This window comes from Cupriavidus sp. GW821-FHT07C08 (assembly GCF_059419025.1).
In genome coordinates, this window is sequence record NZ_JBWKQZ010000001.1 from 27,974 (window position 1) to 43,575 (window position 15,602).

Sequence of the window (15,602 nt, forward strand, 5' to 3'; positions counted from 1 at the left end):
CATCAACTACGGGCAGAGTCGGCGGTACGCGTTGTAGTGTCGCAAAGCAATTTGGTTGTCGCCGCGCAATTCACTCAGACGAGCCAAGTTGTAATGCGCGTCGGCGTAGTCTGGTTCTAATTCCAGGCATTTGCTGTAGCTGGTTGCAGCGTCCTCATGGCGAGAAAGTTCCTCTAATACGACAGCTCGGTTGAAGTGAAGCAGGCTATCGGCGGGAAAGTGTTCCAGAGCTTTGTCGAATACTGTCAACGCCTCCGTATGCCGGCCGCTCTCAACCAGCAGGACCCCCAAGTTTGTGTAAGCCGCGTAATGCGGCACGGTCAACAATTCCAGGGCCTTCCGGTATGCATGTTCTGAGCCTTGTGGGTCGGACACAGCCAGTTGCTCGGCTAGTGCAAACCATTCCTCTCCCTGCTCCCGACTCGCTGCACTTGCCGGCGCGCTGTCAAAAAACGTCACAGCACCTCGAAGCGGGGCCACCTCGAAGTCAAGTAACAATTGTCCGGAATCGGCTTCCCACTGGTCAGGACCAGACCGCACGGTAATCGTGTTGCCGACCGCTGAGACACGAATTCCCGTCAGCGGCAAGTCCTCGGGCAGCTTTGCTCGCAAACTGGCCAAGGAGCGAACAATCTTGCGCGAAGGGATATTTGCGGCTTGAAGTTGATATGCTGTACGCAGCAGCACAACGTCTTGAAACGTGAAGCGGAGTTCGTTCCGGCGGCCACGTGTAGGGCTCACGAAGCCGGCTTCAATCAGACCAGCCAACACGCTACGGGATACACCGAGCAAAAACTGGAGACTGCGCAGCGAGTAGTGATGCTCGGAATTGTGGCCTGTCACTTCCGAGCTCGTACTCGCGAGGGTGCTTCAGTGACTTTCTCCGCGCGCTTCACGCCCTTGCGCTCCTTCGTGGTGAGGTCCGCGACGTCCTCAGTAGACGCTTTGGCCTTGGCCGCTGGCGGCTTTGCTTTCCTGCCACCCTTAGCCAGGCTTGCTCGCAGCGCTTCCATAAGGTCAATAACTTGGCCGCTGGTCGACACCTCGACCTGCTCGGGCGAAACAATCTGTTTGCCTGCAATCTTCGCGTCTATGGCCTGAAGGATGCGCTTCTTCTCTTCGTCTTCGTATTGTGCTGGGTCGTAGCTATCCTCAGCGGCCTGGTCGATAATCTGTAGTGCTAGTTTCAACTCGGCGTCGGAAACCTCAACCTGTTCAATGTGCAGGTCTTTCATCGACCGAACTTCGTCAGCGAACAGCAACTGCTGAAATACCAAGCCGTCCTCTGCCGGACGAATCTGCACCATATGCGTCTTGCCTTTTGACGCCCACTTTGCCAGCGCGCAGCGGCCGCTCTTGCGCATGGCTTCTCTCAGCAGGTTGTACGGCTTGCCGCCTCGCTTGTCGGGCGCTACGAAATACGCCTTGTCGTAGTACAGCGGGTCGACAGACCTTTCCGGGATGAAGGCCACAATATCGACGACATGGCTTGCGCTATCCTCCAGAGCCTTAAGTTCCTCAGGCGCAAACAAGACGTAGCGGTCTTTCTCGAATTCATAGCCCTTCTGCAAGTCGGATCGTTCCACCACTTGGCCGCTTTTCTCCGAGATGTATTGTTGCTTGGCGCGGGAACCGTCCTTGCACATGTAGTTGAACCTGACGGCGCTCTCACTCTCCGTGGCGGTGTATAGCTTGACCGGTATGGAAACCAAGCCGAAGGAAAGCGACAACGATGCGATGGAACGGGCCGGCATACTATCCTCCACGCCTTGACACTGTTGACTGAGGCAAGCGCACGTGCGCTAAGGTCAGCTTAGCCGCTTCAGTGCCGTCGTCAATGACTGCCGCGTCGACCAATACTCATGCCACGGGTCCTCGGTCTGGAAGCTGAGGTACTCGCGTGCTGTCGTGACTGTCCACTGCGCGCCACTTTTGAGCGACATCAGTTGCTCCCACGATACTGGCATTGACACCCCCATGCCTGGACGAGCCCGCGCCGAGAACGCCGCGACGGTCGTCTGGCCAAAGCCGTTGCGAAGATAATCGACGAACACTTTTCCCTTGCGGTGCGCGGGCCCCGCCATTGCGGAGAAACGCTGGGGGATAGTTTTGCTGATGTGCTGGACGAAGGCTCGAGAGAAACCCTTCACGGTGCCGTAATCGAGCCTTGGCGTCAGCGGGACGACGACGTGCAAGCCTTTGCCACCACTGGTCTTCAACCAAGCCTTGAGCCCGAGTTCGGTCAGTAATGTGTGAACAAGGAGTGCCGCCTCCTGCATGTGCGGCCACTTCAAGTCTTCGCCTGGGTCAAGGTCGAAGATGACCCTGTCGGGCTTGTCGAGGAGCCGCGCCAACGAATTCCAGGTATGGAACTCCACGACGTTCATTTGTGCTGCCGACACAAGTGCATCAAGGGTATCGACTGATAGCAAGGCGGGGTGCCCAGGCCACAGGCTCGGGTCGTGTTCTTTGAGCCTCGGCATCTTGCTCTCAGGGTGCTTCTGGAAAAACAGTTCTTCGGTGATGCCATTGGGCGCGCGCAGCATCGATAGTGGGCGGTCCTTCAGGTGGGGCAGCATCCAGTCGGCTACGCTTTCGTAGTAGCGAACCAGGTCGAGTTTGGTCAGCCCGGTTGACGAGTCGATTACCCGGTCCGGATTGGTGACCTTTACGGAGTGTGGTGAAGGTATTGAAGTTAATGTCCTGGCGGCCTCGCGGCTGATGTCGCTTGCTGGCTTGTCCGCGCGCAATCCTTTGAACGAGGCTTGTCGGATGTGACCGTCAGGCGTCCACTCGGCGAAGGCAACCTCCGCTACCAGCAACGGCTGGACCCAATGCTCGCCGCCCGCAGTGCGCTCGGACCAACGCCCCGGTTTGACTGCATAGGTCTCAAATGGTGAAAAAGGCACTTCCAGCGCTGCCAGTTGGACTCTCAATGCTCGGCCGGCCTTGGCATCCCACCCTGTGCCGACGCTGCCGGCAGAACGGAGCTTGCCATCTACGTGGTAGCCCAGCAGAAGGCTACCGACCTCGTGGGGCGCAGCGCTTCGGTCGGTGAAGCCGCAGACGACGAACTCTTGGCGAAGGATGCACTTCGCCTTTAGCCAGGTCTGAGTCCTGCTCGAAACGTACGGCGCGTCACGCCGTTTGAACATCAGGCCCTCTAACCCCAATTCGCATGCGGCCTTGAATACTTGGGTCGGCGGCGCATCGAAATGCTCGCTGATTCGAATTCGCTCGCCGGGCGCTCCGACGAGTTGTGCCAGCCGGGCTCGGCGGGAGCTCAGTGGCACCTTGCGCAAGTCTTTCCCGTCCAGGTAGATAAGGTCAAAGAGAAAGTAGACGATGCTCTCGCCCTGAGCCGCGTCGACGGCATTCTGCAAAGCGTTGAAATCTGGAAGGCCATCCTTGAGGACAACGATTTCACCGTCGAGCCAGGCGCTCGAAGCTCTCAGGTCTTTCAACTCAACTGCAAGGCTTTTGAACTTGCTTGTCCAATCGTGTCCGCCTCGAGTGAAGAGCCTGACGCTGCCGGCGTCTATCCGCGCAAGAAGGCGGTACCCGTCGAACTTTGTCTCGACAATCCAGCCGTCTCCCTTGGGTAGGGACGCCGCTTGGGTAGCGAGTTGCGGCTCGAGTTTAGTAGGCAGCTCGGCGGTCACTCCAAGGGTGAGGTCAATTTCCGCTTCCTCGCCGAGGGAAGAATCGGGACTAGTTTTAGGCTCGCGTTCCTCGATTAGACCTAGGGGCTTGTCGACGACACTGTCCGGAAGGGCTTTGATGACGTCGTACTCGGCAAGGGGTTGAGCCCACTCATCCCGCTTCTTGAAAAGCATCCACTGGTCTTGCCTGTCGTCGGGTTTCGATATGCGCACTAGTTCCCAGCGGCCAGCGAGCTTTTCTCCGTGCAGCTGGAAAACGAGCTTTCCGGCTTGAATCCCTTCGCGAGGGTCGCCGACAGGCTCCCAGGTGCCGTGGTCCCACACAATGACTGTTCCGGCTCCATACTGCTTCGGGGGAATAATGCCTTGGAAACCCGCATACTCAATGGGATGATCTTCGACATGGATGGCCATCCGTTTCTCCTGAGGGTCGTAACACGGCCCCTTGGGGACGGCCCAACTCAGCAACACCCCATCGAGTTCGAGTCGAAAGTCGTAGTGCAGCCGCCCGGCCCAGTGCTTTTGCACAACGAACGACAAGTGTTGGCCTGCGGCTGGAGGACCGCCGGCGTGAGGCGTGGGCTCGGGCGTGACATTAAAGTCACGCTTCTTCCGATACTTGGACAGCGGCAAGCGCGTCCGGTCAGAGTTGGCGACCATAGCCATAGTCTAAGCAGCGGCGCGGCGTTGGCGGCGGCGCAACATATGCCCCTGTGAGGGCAGGCAATGCTGCGGCTGAGCGCGTTTGCCGTCTAGTGGCGGTAGCGCCGTGGCGCTTCACGGTTGATGGCGCAGTGCTGTCGGTTCGATGCCGAACATGCGCTTGTGCGTCCGCGTAAGGTGAGCCGAATCCGCAAATCCGGCCTCATGCGCGGCCTCCGTCCAGGATGCGCCGGACATGACCGCCTCTATGGCCAGATTGATGCGCAGCCATAGGACATACGCTCTGAAGGAACTGCCGGTTTCGGCGGCGAAGAGATGCCGAAAACGACTTTCCGACAGGGCGACCGCTGAGGCCACGTCACTCAGTGTGATGGGATTCCGAATATTTGAGCGGATATAGTCCAGGGCCCGGCTAAGACGCGGGTCCAGGTTTTTGTCAGGTCTAGTCGCGGTCCCACACAGCACTGCGGCTGCCAACGATGCAGCCTCGACCATGTCCTTGACCAACTGGCTCGACTGCAAGGCTTCGACCAGCAACTTGGCAGCCGCGTGGGCACTTGCGGCCGGAAGTTCAGCGACGGCATTGGAACTAAAGCGTGCCGTGAGTGCGCGCCCGGCGCTGCTTTCGGGCTCCACGAAGAGGTGTGCCATGATGGCGGAGCCATCAACTTCGAACTGGTGCGTGCATTCACTGGGGACGATGGCGCCTTCGTAATCAGTCCACACACGCGAGATAGCGCCTGGCGTCTACTCACTCGAAGGCATGAAGTTCAGCATGACCGGCTGGTGGGACATGCGTCTGGCAATTCAAGCGGGCGATGTGACCGACGGAGCCGTGTTCAACGTTATCGTCGGGGACTCCGGACAAGCCAGAGCTGTCGCGCTCGGCAAGCGGCTGTTCACGGATGCACGCCTATCTCGCAACGGGGCGGTGTCGTGCGCCAGCTGCCATGCGTCCGACCGCCAGTTCCAGGACGGCCTGCCCGTCGGAAGGGGCGTCGGAGTCGGAAAGCGCCGCACCATGCCAGTCGCAGCGACAGCGTACAGCCCTTTCCCGTTCTGGGATGGCCGCAAAGACAGCCAGTGGTCGCAAGCCTTGGGTCCGTTGGAGGATGGCGTCGAGGACGGCGGCAACCGCGTCCAGTTCGCCCGAGTCGTGCGCGCGCACTACCGGCGGGAATATGAGTCCCTGTTCGGCGCCTTCCCGAACCTGCAGGGCCTGCCGGCCGACGCGAGCCCGCTCGGCAGCGCTGACGAAAGAGAGGCCTGGTCTCGGCTGACGAACGAGCAACGCGATGCCGTAAATCGCGTCTTCGCCAACCTTGGGAAGGCGATTGCGGCCTACGAGCGGACCGTGAGCTACGGCGACTCCCGCTTCGACCGGTATGTTGACGCGGTTCTCAAAGGTGACCGCGGGGGCCAGCAAACGCTGTCTGCCCAGGAGGTCAAAGGCCTTCGCCTGTTCATCGGCAAGGCTCAATGCGCGACGTGCCACAACGGCCCGCTCCTGACCGACCAGGCCTTCCACAACACCGGCATCCCACCCAGAGAGCCCGCACCCCCAGACCGTGGCCGCGCGCCCGCCACAGCCAAGGTTCTGGCGGACGAGTTCAACTGCCTGAGCCGCTACAGCGACGCGCCCCCGCAAGCGTGCCAGGAATTGAGCTTCATGGCGACCGGCGAACCGGGCATGGAAGGCGCCTTTAAGACCCCGAGCTTGCGCAACGTGGCCCTACGAGCTCCGTACATGCACGCAGGCCAGCTTGCGAACCTGGACGAGGTAGTGACGCACTACGTGCGTTCGCCGGCAGCGGCGGTTGGTCATTCCGAACTGGCACATGGCGGCCAGGGACACACTGAGCGCAAGCCCATCCGCTTGACGGAGGAGGAGACGCGGGACGTTGTCTCGTTCCTGAGCAGTCTATCGGGGCCCATCGTGGAGCGCCCGTCTCGACCTGATTATCACGGCTCCGAGCAAGTCTCAGGCCGGTAAGCGCGTCATTGTAGTTGGTGAGGAACCGTCCTCGGGCGGGCCGAGGCTTCAGGTTTGGGACCGCCAATACGTCGGTTCTGCTTTCTCCGAATGGGGCTGGCGTCCTCGGTCGATACATCGAAAGCACGGCCAGCCGGAGCGAAGGCCTACTTTGCCTCCTTCGGGATTTGCTCCTATCGTGAATGCGCGTGTCGCTCTAATTTCAAAGGCCGAACTGGCGTGGATTTCCTGAGCTGACAAGTGGCCTTTGACGCATTCTCCAGAAGCGGAACCAGGGTGACAGGGAAAGAATGAGTTGACCTTGTAAGGTCTTGGCGTCTGGGACGACGAACGTGGTGAAGCAGGCGGTCACCGATGTGCCGCCTGCCGTCGGAGAAAGCAAGTGAACAATGCCCACCATGTGCCGCCCGATAAGTTGGCGCTGCACGGCCAGTCCATCCAGCCCGCATGGGTTCGCATCACGCACTGGCTGAATGTCATCGCGGTGCTCATCATGATGCTTAGCGGCTGGCGCATCTACAACGCATCGCCGCTGTTCGGCTTCCACTTTCCCAATGCAATCACCCTGGGCGGCTGGCTTGCCGGGGGCCTGCAGTGGCATTTTGCTGCGATGTGGCTCCTTGTCGCCAATGGCTTGTTCTATTTGGTGATGAATATCGTCACGGGCCGTTTCCGGCGACGCTTCTTCCCGCTTTCCGTCCCAGCGGCGCTGCGTGACATTGCAGCAGCCATGCGAGGCAAGCTCATGCACCAAAATCTGGCCGAATACAACGCTGCCCAGAAGCTTTTCTACGTGGGGGTGGTGGTGATAATTGTGCTGACAGTGCTGTCTGGGCTTGCCATCTGGAAGTCGGTTCAATTTCCCTTGCTACGTGTATTGATGGGAGGCTATGACGCTGCGCGTTGGGTGCACTTCATCGGCATGAGCGCGATTGCGCTCTTCCTTGTCATTCATGTGGTGATGGTGTTGCTGGTACCACGCACCCTCATCATCATGCTGCGCGGACGCTAGGTTTCGATGGGGAGAATGGTCATGAGCAAAGCTGAGCGAATCGTCAGGCTCGACCGCAAGCTGATATTGCACGATGCAGCTCGCGAGCTGAGCATGCCAGCTCGCCGACTGTTCGGAAAGCGTGCCATTACGCTTGGTGGCTTGCTACTGCTGACGGGCTGCAGCATTACCGACAAACCGTCGGTTGAGTCCTTTCTAATGGCAGTTTCGCGCTTCAACGACCGCGTGCAGGGCTGGCTGTTCGACCCTAACCGGCTGGCGCCGACCTATCCCGAGTCAAGGCTGACGCGGCCGTTTCCTTTCAATGCCTACTACGCCCTCGCTGAAGTACCAGAGGTCGATGCCAACGCGTTTCAACTGGAAGTCGGTGGCTTGGTCTCGCGCAAGACGGCATGGACCCTCGAAGAACTCTACGCGTTGCCGCAGACGGCGCAGGTGACTCGCCATATTTGTGTCGAGGGATGGAGTGCCATCGGCAAGTGGGGCGGTACGCGCTTCTCTGACTTTCTCCAGCGCGTCGGTGCCGATACCACTGCAAAATACGTGGGCTTTCTCTGCGCCGATGACTACTACACCAGCATCGACATGCCCACTGCGCTGCACCCACAGACCTTGCTTACTTTCACCTACGATGGCGAACGCCTGCCGCCGAAGTATGGGTTTCCGATGAAGCTGCGCATGCCCACCAAGCTTGGGTACAAGAACCCGAAGCACATTGTCGCGATTTACGTCACAAACAAGTATCCCGGCGGCTACTGGGAAGACCAGGGATACAACTGGTTTGGGGGCTCCTGACCCCCCGAAACCTGACCGGCAAGTCTGCCGGCTTCTCCCTACCAATCCAATCAAGGAGTACAACATGCACAAACGCCTGGTTTTGCTGCTTTCCTCCGCGGTGTTGCTTGCCAGCCATGCATGGGCACAGGACGCGATGAAGAAGGACGAGATGGGCAAGGGCGCCATGGGTGCCAGCGGCAGCATGGCGAAAGAGTCCATGGGGAAGGACGACATGGACATGAAAAAGGAAAAAATGAGCAAGAGTCACGCCAAGAAGCCTCACGAAAAGAAGGAAGGCATGAGCAAGGATGCGATGGGAAAGGATTCCATGGGGAAGGACGCAACGAAGCAATAGTAGGTCGTGCGCACGTTGCCTACCCGTCGAGCGACTTCGGAGGCTTCAGCCAAAGCCGCCTCCCGAGGCATGCCGCTGGCGACATGCCACTCGTACCGAAGTAGGGGTACAGCAGGGCACAGCAGACGGCAACAGCTCTTGGCCTCTACCGCTTTCTGAAAGTCATTGGGTGCGTTCGCGCGAGAGAGTAGGGCGCACCCGACCTCTAAGTATTGCTACTCTGGTCAGCTGGGCTTGCTGGCATCGGTGCTTCTTCAGACTTCCAGCTTGACGCCCGATGTAGCGGCCGGCATGGCATTGTTTAGTGCATTGTGAGCAATGCTCCGTGGCTCCGCAGCGCGCCTGGCTGCCAGCTCCGGCTAATGAACTTGCGAGCGAGCTACTACAAGGCAATTTGCATCAGCGTCCCGACATCGGCTGGGGGACGGTTGAGTTCCTGCGAGTGCATTACGGCGGGCGGCAGGTCAGAAAGGTTGATTGGCGCGAAGCCGAGGCGCGCGAAATAGCCGGATGCGGTCTTGGTCTGCAACACTATTGATGCGACCCCTTGCTGCCGGACGTCTGCCACGACTGCGGAAAGCAGAAGCTCGCCGAGACCTGCAGACCTTGCGCGCTGCGCAACAGCCAGTCCTCGAAGAAGACCTGTTGTCCCATAGCGTTCCAGGCCGGCACATCCGAGAAGCCCGGCATTGTCGCGGACCGTCATGTAATGGGTGATATGTTCGCGTACTCCTTCGACGCAAAGTGAGGAAGCACGCAGGAGGGCCTCAACCTCAGGCCAATCCTTCTCAGTCGCATAGCGGGGACGCATGACATATTCCTTCATGCAAAGTTCGTCCCGTCATCCTACTTTTGCCAGGATGCTTCCGCCCGTAGGGATTCTTCTTAAGTAGATTTGCTATCTCCCGGAAGCAGTCTTGCTGGCATGTCGGGAAGACAACATTTTTGCTCTTCAGAGGAGTTCTTTTGCGATTGCATGCGAGCGCGAAGTCTCATGCATGCGCCAGCTGGCTGCCTGACATGCGAGAGGCCGCCCCCCTTGATCCCGCAAGGACTTTGTCCAGCGCTTGATGCGTGCACGCAGTCGTCCCTGTGCAGCTCTTTCTATCGGCATGTCATTGACGCGGCTAATCGCTGTGCCCGGCAAGACATAGCCGTGCTGTCTCAGGGCCTTACAGAAGACGCGGTCTTTGTCGCGATCCGCTGCCGATAAAGAGGTCAACGACGTCCAGGCAATAGCCAAGCCGCCCGTTCGTGTCCACCGTCTGGTTTGCGGGCGCGCAACGAGGCAATGTGGTGATGCTCCCTTTATGCGTGGAGGCGATCCAACGTGTTTTGACGTGCAGCATGGCGCAACTATTACGATAAGTATCCTTATCGCGATAGCGGTGTGTTCCCCATAGCAGCCAAGGGCGGCGGTACAGCGCCGCAGCGGACCCGCTTTTCCTCCTTGGCCAATCGGGTGCGTGCACCACGCGTGGGCCGACAGGGGGAACAATCGACAGAAATCGTAGAGAAACGCTATCAGCTTTCCGTCGGAGCGGGGATCGCGGCTTGTGTAGCGGGCAGAAGTTGACCGCCTTTGTACGGTACAAGCCCGGCGGGAACCAAGCCGGCAGCGCGCTCCACGTGCGATTCTTGGTCATCGAAGAACATATGGGCGCCGAAGGCTTGTAGGACCATATCTTTCGGAAGTCCTCCAAGAAAAAACGCTTCGTCGATCGATACGTTCCAAGCGCGGAGCGTATGGATAACCCGTGTATGGGCCGGGCTGTTGCGGGCGGTCACGATGGCGATCCTCACAGGTGAGCGCCCTGGCGGGAAATGTTGCTGGATCTCTGCCAAGCGGAGCAGCAACTTGGCGAAAGGCCCTTCCGCCATTGCTTCGTGACGATTGCGCCGTTCGTGCTCGATGAATGCGTTCAACCCCTCGGTCTTAAAAATGCGCTCAGACTCCGGGGAGAACAAGACGGCGTCGCCATCGAAGGCGATGCGGATCTGTTTCTCCGGGGCTTGATAGGCCGGTGGCGCATCGTAGAGCTGCGCGGCCGCGACCCCTCCGTCCACCGCTGCTTGAACATCCGCGGCGTCGCGAGACAGAAACAAGTCGACCTTGAAAGCTTGCAAGTAGGGCGCGATTGGTGCCCCACCGGTGAACGCCGCCCGCGTGATATCGAGCCCGTGCGTCTCGATGGCATTGAACGCGCGCAAGCCAGTATCCGGCGAATTCCGCGAGATCACCACCACCTCTACCAGTCGCCGCCCGGGAATGGTGCTGTTCAGCTCCAGCAAGGCGCGAACAAGGGGAAATGCAGTGCCTGGACGAAGTGGCTCGTTCTCATGACAGCGCTGGTGAGCGGCGTAAGCCAGCACGCCTTCTTCTTGAAACAGGCGATTCTCCAACTCTAGGTTGAACAGCGCGCGAGATGAAATCCCGATAACAAGCTTGTCGGTAAGGTCGTAGGCCATGCGTGAGTATAAACGAGCACTTTCGGAGGCTCTGTAGTGAGGCGCTATGAGTTCTGCGCACAACCACCGGGGCGCTGACAACCAAGGTATACCCTGATATTCGTGATAAGCGTAGTTATCAAGAACAAGAAAAGCGCAGCATTCGAGGTGGCGCCTTGCTTTTCCCTTAGAATCGGCGCCAATTCGCCCCTCACGAGCCGACAGCCATGAAGATCGACCCCACCACTAAGCTCGCCTTCTCCTTATACGAGAACCCCGGCGTTCACGCCGTGCTGCTGGGCTCGGGCATCTCTCGCGCCGCCGCGATCCCAACCGGCTGGGAAATCACGCTAGACTTGGTGCGCCGTGTCGCACTGATGCAAGGGGAGCCGGAGCAGCCGGATTGGGCGCGCTGGTATGCAACCAAGTTTGGCGGCGAGCCGAATTACTCGCGATTGCTGGGGCAACTGGCTGACACCGCGGCCGAGCGACGGGCCATCCTGGATCGCTACATCGAGCCCACGCCGGAGGAGCGGGACGCCGGTAAGAAGCTGCCGACACGGGCGCATCGCGCCATCGCACGCCTGGTCCGCGACGGCTTTATCAAGGTCATCCTGACCACGAACTTCGACCGGCTGATGGAGAACGCGCTTCGCGACGAAGGAGTCGAGCCGGTCGTTGTCGCTTCAGTGGACGGGCTGGCCGGCTCGGTGCCGATGTCGCATGCCGGCTGCTACCTCGTCAAGCTGCACGGCGACTACAAGGATGCACGCATCCTCAATACCGACGCCGAACTGGCGGGCTACCCCCCCGAATACGACCAGCTGCTCGATCGCGTCTTCGACGACTACGGATTGATCGTGTGCGGCTGGTCCGGCGAGTGGGATCACGCGCTGCGCGCGGCTATCCTGCGGTCCCCCAACCGCCGGTACCCGCTCTTTTGGGCGGCAAAGGGCGGACGGCTTCGGCCCCGCGGCCAGGAGTTGCTGGATCATCGGCGGGGCGTCACGATTCCGATCGACGATGCCGATGGCTTCCTGGAAGGCGTGCAGCGCTCGGTGGAAACATTGGCGCAGAGCCAGTCGCCGGATCCGGCCAGCGTCGCGTTGGCCGTGGCAAGTGCGCGGCGCTACGTGGCCAAGTCGGAGTTCCGTATCCCATTGGAAGATCTGGTGCGCGACCAGCTCGCGAGAGTAGCCGCCGCACTGGATGAGCACCGTGCTAATCCACCCGCAGGCGACTATCAAAAGGATGTGTTTTGCCGGTACGTTGAAACCTACGAGGCGGTAATGGAGGGCCTGGCGACCGTTGCTGGCGTGCTCGGGCGTTGGGGAAACGGTGAGGAGTTGGAGCTGGTGCTGGACGCCCTTCGCGCCTTGGACGCGAAGGCCCGGGAAGTTCAATCCGGCTATCTGCCCTATCTTGAGATCCGCAGCTATCCCGCGGTGCTCATGTTCGCAGCATACGGTCTTGGGCTCACCAGGGCCGGTCGGTGGCAAACCTTGCATCGGTTTCTGACGGCGGAGTTGGAACGCGACCATCATGGCCGCCGCCGGACGGTCGACCGTCTGTTCGGGTTCGCTTGGGCAGGCGCGGAGTATTTCAAGCATCTCCCCGGAAAGGAGAATCACAAGACACCATCGAGCGACCGCATCCTGACGGCGCTGGGCGCGTGGGCTCCGGCCTTTATGGGCGTGCTACCCGACATCGAACCGTGCTTCGCCCGCTTCGAGATTCTCGCGTCATTGGCCTACACGGATGTGCACGAGGACGGGGCGCTCGAGCAGGGGTTGAGTACGGGCGGGAACAACTGGACCCCGGTCGGGCGCTCGTCATGGAGCGAGTCAGTCTCGGCGCCAATTCTCGATGAGCTAGCCGGGGACTGGGGCGACCAGCTGATAGACTCTGGCTTCGCTAAGCGCCAGCGGCCGCGCCTTGAGCTATTCATGCGCGGTTTTCGTGGCGTGATCTCACGAAACTGGTAACTCCCTTGAGGGATGTGGCCCTTCAGTCGCCTCCCTGGCGACACACGTGCGGGCTAGGGGTCGCGTGGGCGCCACAAATGAAAAGGGCGCTCCGCAGAGCGCCCCCAAAGCAGGAAGTCGGGGGTCCGCCCACCCTTGCAGGCGGCTGCCAACACTGATCCCGACTTTTCGCTTCCTAATATACGGAATTTGGGCCGCTAAGTCAATGGACCATCTCAACGACGAAGAACTGGCTGCGGTGGCAGCATTGCTGTCCAGCGAGCGCCTCAGCACGTTCGAGCGCCTTGCAGGTTCGAACCGCGGCGCGATTGCGCTGCATCAGGAGATGCTGCGGCTGGCCGCCGCCCTGATGACCGTCACCGCCGTCGTGGAGATCGCGCTGCGCAATGCCGTCTGTGACCGGCTCACCGAACATTTCGGTACGGCGGATTGGCTGCGAAACCCGCCCGCACCGTTTGCATGGGGCGGGGAGGAACGCGAGAAGATCATCAGCGCTGAGAAGAGCGCCCGGCAAGCTGCCTACGCGAAGCACACACAGGAACAGAAGCGCGCGTTGGACGCCATCGCCTTCAGGAAGCGCGGTGGTGTGGCTCCTTCAGCTCTTCCTTATGACGCCCTCGTCAAAGCCCGGCAGGCCGCGATTCAAGTTCCGATGGGGCAAGTGGTCGCGCAACTCACCATGTATTTCTGGAAGCGCTTGTTCTCGCCGGATTACGAACAGACGCTCTGGAGGCCCGCGCTAAAACGCGTCTTTCCGTACAAGACTATTAGCCGGCCGAGGTCGCCCGCCATTTGGAGGCGATCTATCAATCCCGGAACCGCATTGCGCATCACGAGCCTGTGTATGGTCGACGTCTAGCCGAGACGGAGGCGGCCTTCGATTTTGTTGCCCGGCATCTTGGCTCACGCGGCGGTGATGGGGCGACGCCCTTGGAGAAGCTGCTTCAGCCCGAGATTGCAGAATTGCGCGATCGATCCAACGAAATGCGAGGTCGGCTCATAGCGTTGCAAGGTGTGCGTTGAGAATGCGCTGTCGGGACTCAGTGTGAAGTCGAGTTTTCCCGATCCCAGCCGCTCTGCATGAGCCTGTGCGATCCGGGCCCCAGCCGGCGTGTCCAGGAACTGTGCGAGTGATAGCAGTTCGTCCGCGGTAAAGTCGTCTGCGAGGGTATCGTCCAGCTTCGCCGCTACATCACGCGACGGCAACCCTACGAGGCAGGCGTTCAGCGGTTTGGTCAGGTCCGCGCTTTGCGGGCCAGCGACCCGCGGATCGCCGGGACCATCTCAGTGTCTGCGACTACGGCGGCAATGCGCCTGGCTGCACGTTCAACGTCGATGGGACTGGCGCCATAGCACAGATTGAAAGCACACATTGCCGTGCCGGCCAAGGGGGTACGCGATTTTGAAACCTTTCCGTCTTTAGAAAGTGAATCGCTTAGATTATCGGCTGACTTCCGAACGCGATGATAGCTGGAATTAACGGTACGGCGTGTATTCTATGAAGCAGCGAAACACGCTTTCCTCGAATTCACTTCAACCTTTCAGTGGAGTACACACCATGGTCTTCAGCGATGCCCGCCGTGAGCTTCGGGAGTTGATCCAGATTGTCGCCGAGACGGAGCGATATGACGCAACGCTTGCGGCAGACCGTAGCATTGCGCCCCATGAAAGCGCCGTTGCGGATCGACAGCGTAAAGAATTGCGAAAGGCCCAACTGATGGCGAAGTACGAGCTTGTGTAGGAGTGGACTCGAATGCGACGAACACTGGAACAGCCAGCGCCATTGCCGGCCGGCAAGTACCTTGTCCGGACCCGGGAGGGCACGCTTCTTTCGGCAACAGCGAACGGTCATAGCGAGATCTTTCCCGAGGCTCAGTGCGTCAGCGATGGTAAGTGGTGCGTCTTTTATCGCGCCGGTCGGGAAGTGTGGGGTTGCAACTCGCTTTACGCAGCCGCGCAGTTTGACTGTGTCTTAAATGGAGAATGATGGCGGGGCGAAAGGTCGGCCGTATCGGCCCGGCGGGCATGTCAAGCACCAGAGGGCGGAGCGATGCTCTCCATTCTTCTTTCCAGTCTGCCGAACGAATATCGGGGCAGTCGGACCGCAGCTTCCGCCGTGATGTTGGTGGCCGGGCAATGTGCCGTCAACACGGTGGATTTCTCGTAGACTCGCTAGTGGCTAAACTCGTTTTCTCTCGGAGTATTAAATGACGACATACAAAGAGCTATTGGCGCAAAGGGAAGCGTTGGAGGCGCGTCTGGAAGAAGCGCGCCAGGCGGAAGTCGGCGCGGCGGTTCAGCAGATCCACGATTTGATGGATCAATATGGTCTAACGGTCGACGACCTGGCCCGCCGGCGCGGTCGGGGCCGTCCACGCACTAAGGCAAGATCCGAGTCGGTCGCGATGTATCAGGATCCGAAAACCGGAAAGACTTGGTCCGGACGTGGTCGCGCGCCGTCCTGGCTCGGAAAGAACAGGGAGCGTTTTCGCATCCCTACGGCTCAATGAGGTGTCCGTCAAGGAGACGTCGATGTCTGAGCATTTGAAAGCGATTCTGGCGAGCCTGAAACAGCAGCCGCAACGGCAAGACGCGACGAACGATCAGTTGCGCGATCTCGCTGTAATCGCTGACCGGCTCGGCATGTACGATGCAGCGGATCTGGTCCGTCGCTTGATCGGTGATAGGGCGTAACGAAGAGCGCTGA

15 protein-coding genes are annotated in these 15,602 nt (G+C 59.9%); 9 read left to right on the forward strand and 6 right to left on the reverse strand.

Annotated features, from left to right (window positions below; translation table 11 throughout):
* Positions 1-6 precede the first annotated feature (6 nt).
* From AC07UK_RS00165 to AC07UK_RS00180, 4 genes are all read right to left on the reverse strand, one after another.
* Positions 7-843 (reverse strand): tetratricopeptide repeat protein, encoded by an 837-nt coding sequence (locus AC07UK_RS00165; RefSeq protein ID WP_436221729.1) that lies wholly within the window; start codon positions 841-843, stop codon positions 7-9.
* Positions 840-1,754 carry a non-homologous end joining protein Ku gene (ku, locus tag AC07UK_RS00170; protein ID WP_436221730.1) on the reverse strand — a complete coding sequence of 305 codons (915 nt, stop codon included), beginning with the start codon at positions 1,752-1,754 and terminating at the stop codon, positions 840-842. Before ku ends, AC07UK_RS00165 begins: the two co-directional genes overlap by 4 nt.
* A 54-nt stretch (positions 1,755-1,808) precedes the next feature.
* A complete protein-coding gene (ligD, locus tag AC07UK_RS00175) occupies positions 1,809-4,328 on the reverse strand; it encodes a DNA ligase D (RefSeq protein WP_494688075.1) in 2,520 nt (839 codons plus the stop codon).
* A gap of 111 nt (positions 4,329-4,439) precedes the next feature.
* The gene (locus tag AC07UK_RS00180; RefSeq protein ID WP_494688074.1) at positions 4,440-5,051 is read right to left on the reverse strand and encodes a helix-turn-helix transcriptional regulator; all 612 of its coding nucleotides are present in this window, start codon (positions 5,049-5,051) and stop codon (positions 4,440-4,442) included.
* A 37-nt stretch (positions 5,052-5,088) separates the two neighbouring features.
* Between AC07UK_RS00180 and AC07UK_RS00185 the strand changes: the two genes are divergently transcribed.
* The 4 genes from AC07UK_RS00185 to AC07UK_RS00200 all read left to right on the forward strand — a co-directional run bounded on the left by AC07UK_RS00185 (position 5,089) and on the right by AC07UK_RS00200 (position 8,462).
* Complete coding sequence (locus tag AC07UK_RS00185) at positions 5,089-6,318, forward strand: cytochrome-c peroxidase (protein ID WP_494688073.1); 1,230 nt, start codon at positions 5,089-5,091, stop codon at positions 6,316-6,318.
* 382 nt (positions 6,319-6,700) lie between these two features.
* Positions 6,701-7,330, forward strand: a complete 630-nt coding sequence (locus AC07UK_RS00190) for a cytochrome b/b6 domain-containing protein (RefSeq protein ID WP_436221734.1) — start codon at positions 6,701-6,703, stop codon at positions 7,328-7,330.
* 21 nt (positions 7,331-7,351) lie between these two features.
* The gene (locus tag AC07UK_RS00195; RefSeq protein ID WP_436221735.1) at positions 7,352-8,125 is read left to right on the forward strand and encodes a molybdopterin-dependent oxidoreductase; all 774 of its coding nucleotides are present in this window, start codon (positions 7,352-7,354) and stop codon (positions 8,123-8,125) included.
* Between the two features lie 64 nt (positions 8,126-8,189).
* Positions 8,190-8,462 carry a pentapeptide MXKDX repeat protein gene (locus AC07UK_RS00200; protein ID WP_436221736.1) on the forward strand — a complete coding sequence of 91 codons (273 nt, stop codon included), beginning with the start codon at positions 8,190-8,192 and terminating at the stop codon, positions 8,460-8,462.
* Between the two features lie 382 nt (positions 8,463-8,844).
* On the opposite strand, the gene AC07UK_RS00205 is transcribed toward AC07UK_RS00200, so the two are convergent.
* Both AC07UK_RS00205 and AC07UK_RS00210 read right to left on the reverse strand, forming a co-directional pair.
* Entirely contained in the window at positions 8,845-9,288 is a 444-nt protein-coding gene (locus AC07UK_RS00205) for a GNAT family N-acetyltransferase (protein ID WP_436221737.1), read from the reverse strand.
* Positions 9,289-9,986: 698 nt separating this feature from the next.
* Positions 9,987-10,931, reverse strand: a complete 945-nt coding sequence (locus AC07UK_RS00210; RefSeq protein WP_115737190.1) for a 5'-nucleotidase — start codon at positions 10,929-10,931, stop codon at positions 9,987-9,989.
* Positions 10,932-11,137: 206 nt separating this feature from the next.
* Here AC07UK_RS00210 and AC07UK_RS00215 point away from each other — a divergent pair, with 206 nt between their 5' ends.
* The 5 genes from AC07UK_RS00215 (at position 11,138) to AC07UK_RS00235 (ending at position 15,589) form a co-directional block, all read left to right on the forward strand.
* On the forward strand, positions 11,138-12,895 hold the full coding sequence (locus AC07UK_RS00215; protein WP_115737189.1) for an SIR2 family protein: 1,758 nt from the start codon (positions 11,138-11,140) through the stop codon (positions 12,893-12,895).
* Positions 12,896-13,100: 205 nt separating this feature from the next.
* On the forward strand, positions 13,101-13,754 hold the full coding sequence (locus AC07UK_RS00220) for a hypothetical protein (protein WP_232348072.1): 654 nt from the start codon (positions 13,101-13,103) through the stop codon (positions 13,752-13,754).
* A 699-nt stretch (positions 13,755-14,453) separates the two neighbouring features.
* Positions 14,454-14,636 (forward strand): hypothetical protein, encoded by a 183-nt coding sequence (locus AC07UK_RS00225; RefSeq protein WP_061960014.1) that lies wholly within the window; start codon positions 14,454-14,456, stop codon positions 14,634-14,636.
* Between the two features lie 466 nt (positions 14,637-15,102).
* Positions 15,103-15,405, forward strand: coding sequence for an H-NS histone family protein (locus tag AC07UK_RS00230; protein ID WP_061960015.1), 303 nt, complete (start codon positions 15,103-15,105; stop codon positions 15,403-15,405).
* A 22-nt stretch (positions 15,406-15,427) separates the two neighbouring features.
* Positions 15,428-15,589: a hypothetical protein gene (locus AC07UK_RS00235; protein ID WP_157779643.1), complete on the forward strand. Its 162-nt coding sequence runs from the start codon at positions 15,428-15,430 to the stop codon at positions 15,587-15,589.
* Positions 15,590-15,602 lie beyond the last annotated feature (13 nt).

What these genes read in the sequence shown, in the direction of transcription:
- AC07UK_RS00230 (WP_061960015.1), top strand. Translation starts at nt 15,103, where the DNA reads ATGACGACATACAAAGAGCTATTGGCGCAAAGGGAAGCGTTGGAGGCG.
- AC07UK_RS00225 (WP_061960014.1), top strand. Translation starts at nt 14,454, where the DNA reads ATGGTCTTCAGCGATGCCCGCCGTGAGCTTCGGGAGTTGATCCAGATT.
- AC07UK_RS00210 (WP_115737190.1), bottom strand. Translation starts at nt 10,931, where the DNA reads ATGGCCTACGACCTTACCGACAAGCTTGTTATCGGGATTTCATCTCGC.
- AC07UK_RS00200 (WP_436221736.1), top strand. Translation starts at nt 8,190, where the DNA reads ATGCACAAACGCCTGGTTTTGCTGCTTTCCTCCGCGGTGTTGCTTGCC.
- ligD (WP_494688075.1), bottom strand. Translation starts at nt 4,328, where the DNA reads ATGGCTATGGTCGCCAACTCTGACCGGACGCGCTTGCCGCTGTCCAAG.
- AC07UK_RS00185 (WP_494688073.1), top strand. Translation starts at nt 5,089, where the DNA reads ATGAAGTTCAGCATGACCGGCTGGTGGGACATGCGTCTGGCAATTCAA.
- AC07UK_RS00215 (WP_115737189.1), top strand. Translation starts at nt 11,138, where the DNA reads ATGAAGATCGACCCCACCACTAAGCTCGCCTTCTCCTTATACGAGAAC.
- AC07UK_RS00205 (WP_436221737.1), bottom strand. Translation starts at nt 9,288, where the DNA reads ATGAAGGAATATGTCATGCGTCCCCGCTATGCGACTGAGAAGGATTGG.
- AC07UK_RS00195 (WP_436221735.1), top strand. Translation starts at nt 7,352, where the DNA reads ATGAGCAAAGCTGAGCGAATCGTCAGGCTCGACCGCAAGCTGATATTG.
- AC07UK_RS00220 (WP_232348072.1), top strand. Translation starts at nt 13,101, where the DNA reads ATGGACCATCTCAACGACGAAGAACTGGCTGCGGTGGCAGCATTGCTG.
- AC07UK_RS00235 (WP_157779643.1), top strand. Translation starts at nt 15,428, where the DNA reads ATGTCTGAGCATTTGAAAGCGATTCTGGCGAGCCTGAAACAGCAGCCG.
- ku (WP_436221730.1), bottom strand. Translation starts at nt 1,754, where the DNA reads ATGCCGGCCCGTTCCATCGCATCGTTGTCGCTTTCCTTCGGCTTGGTT.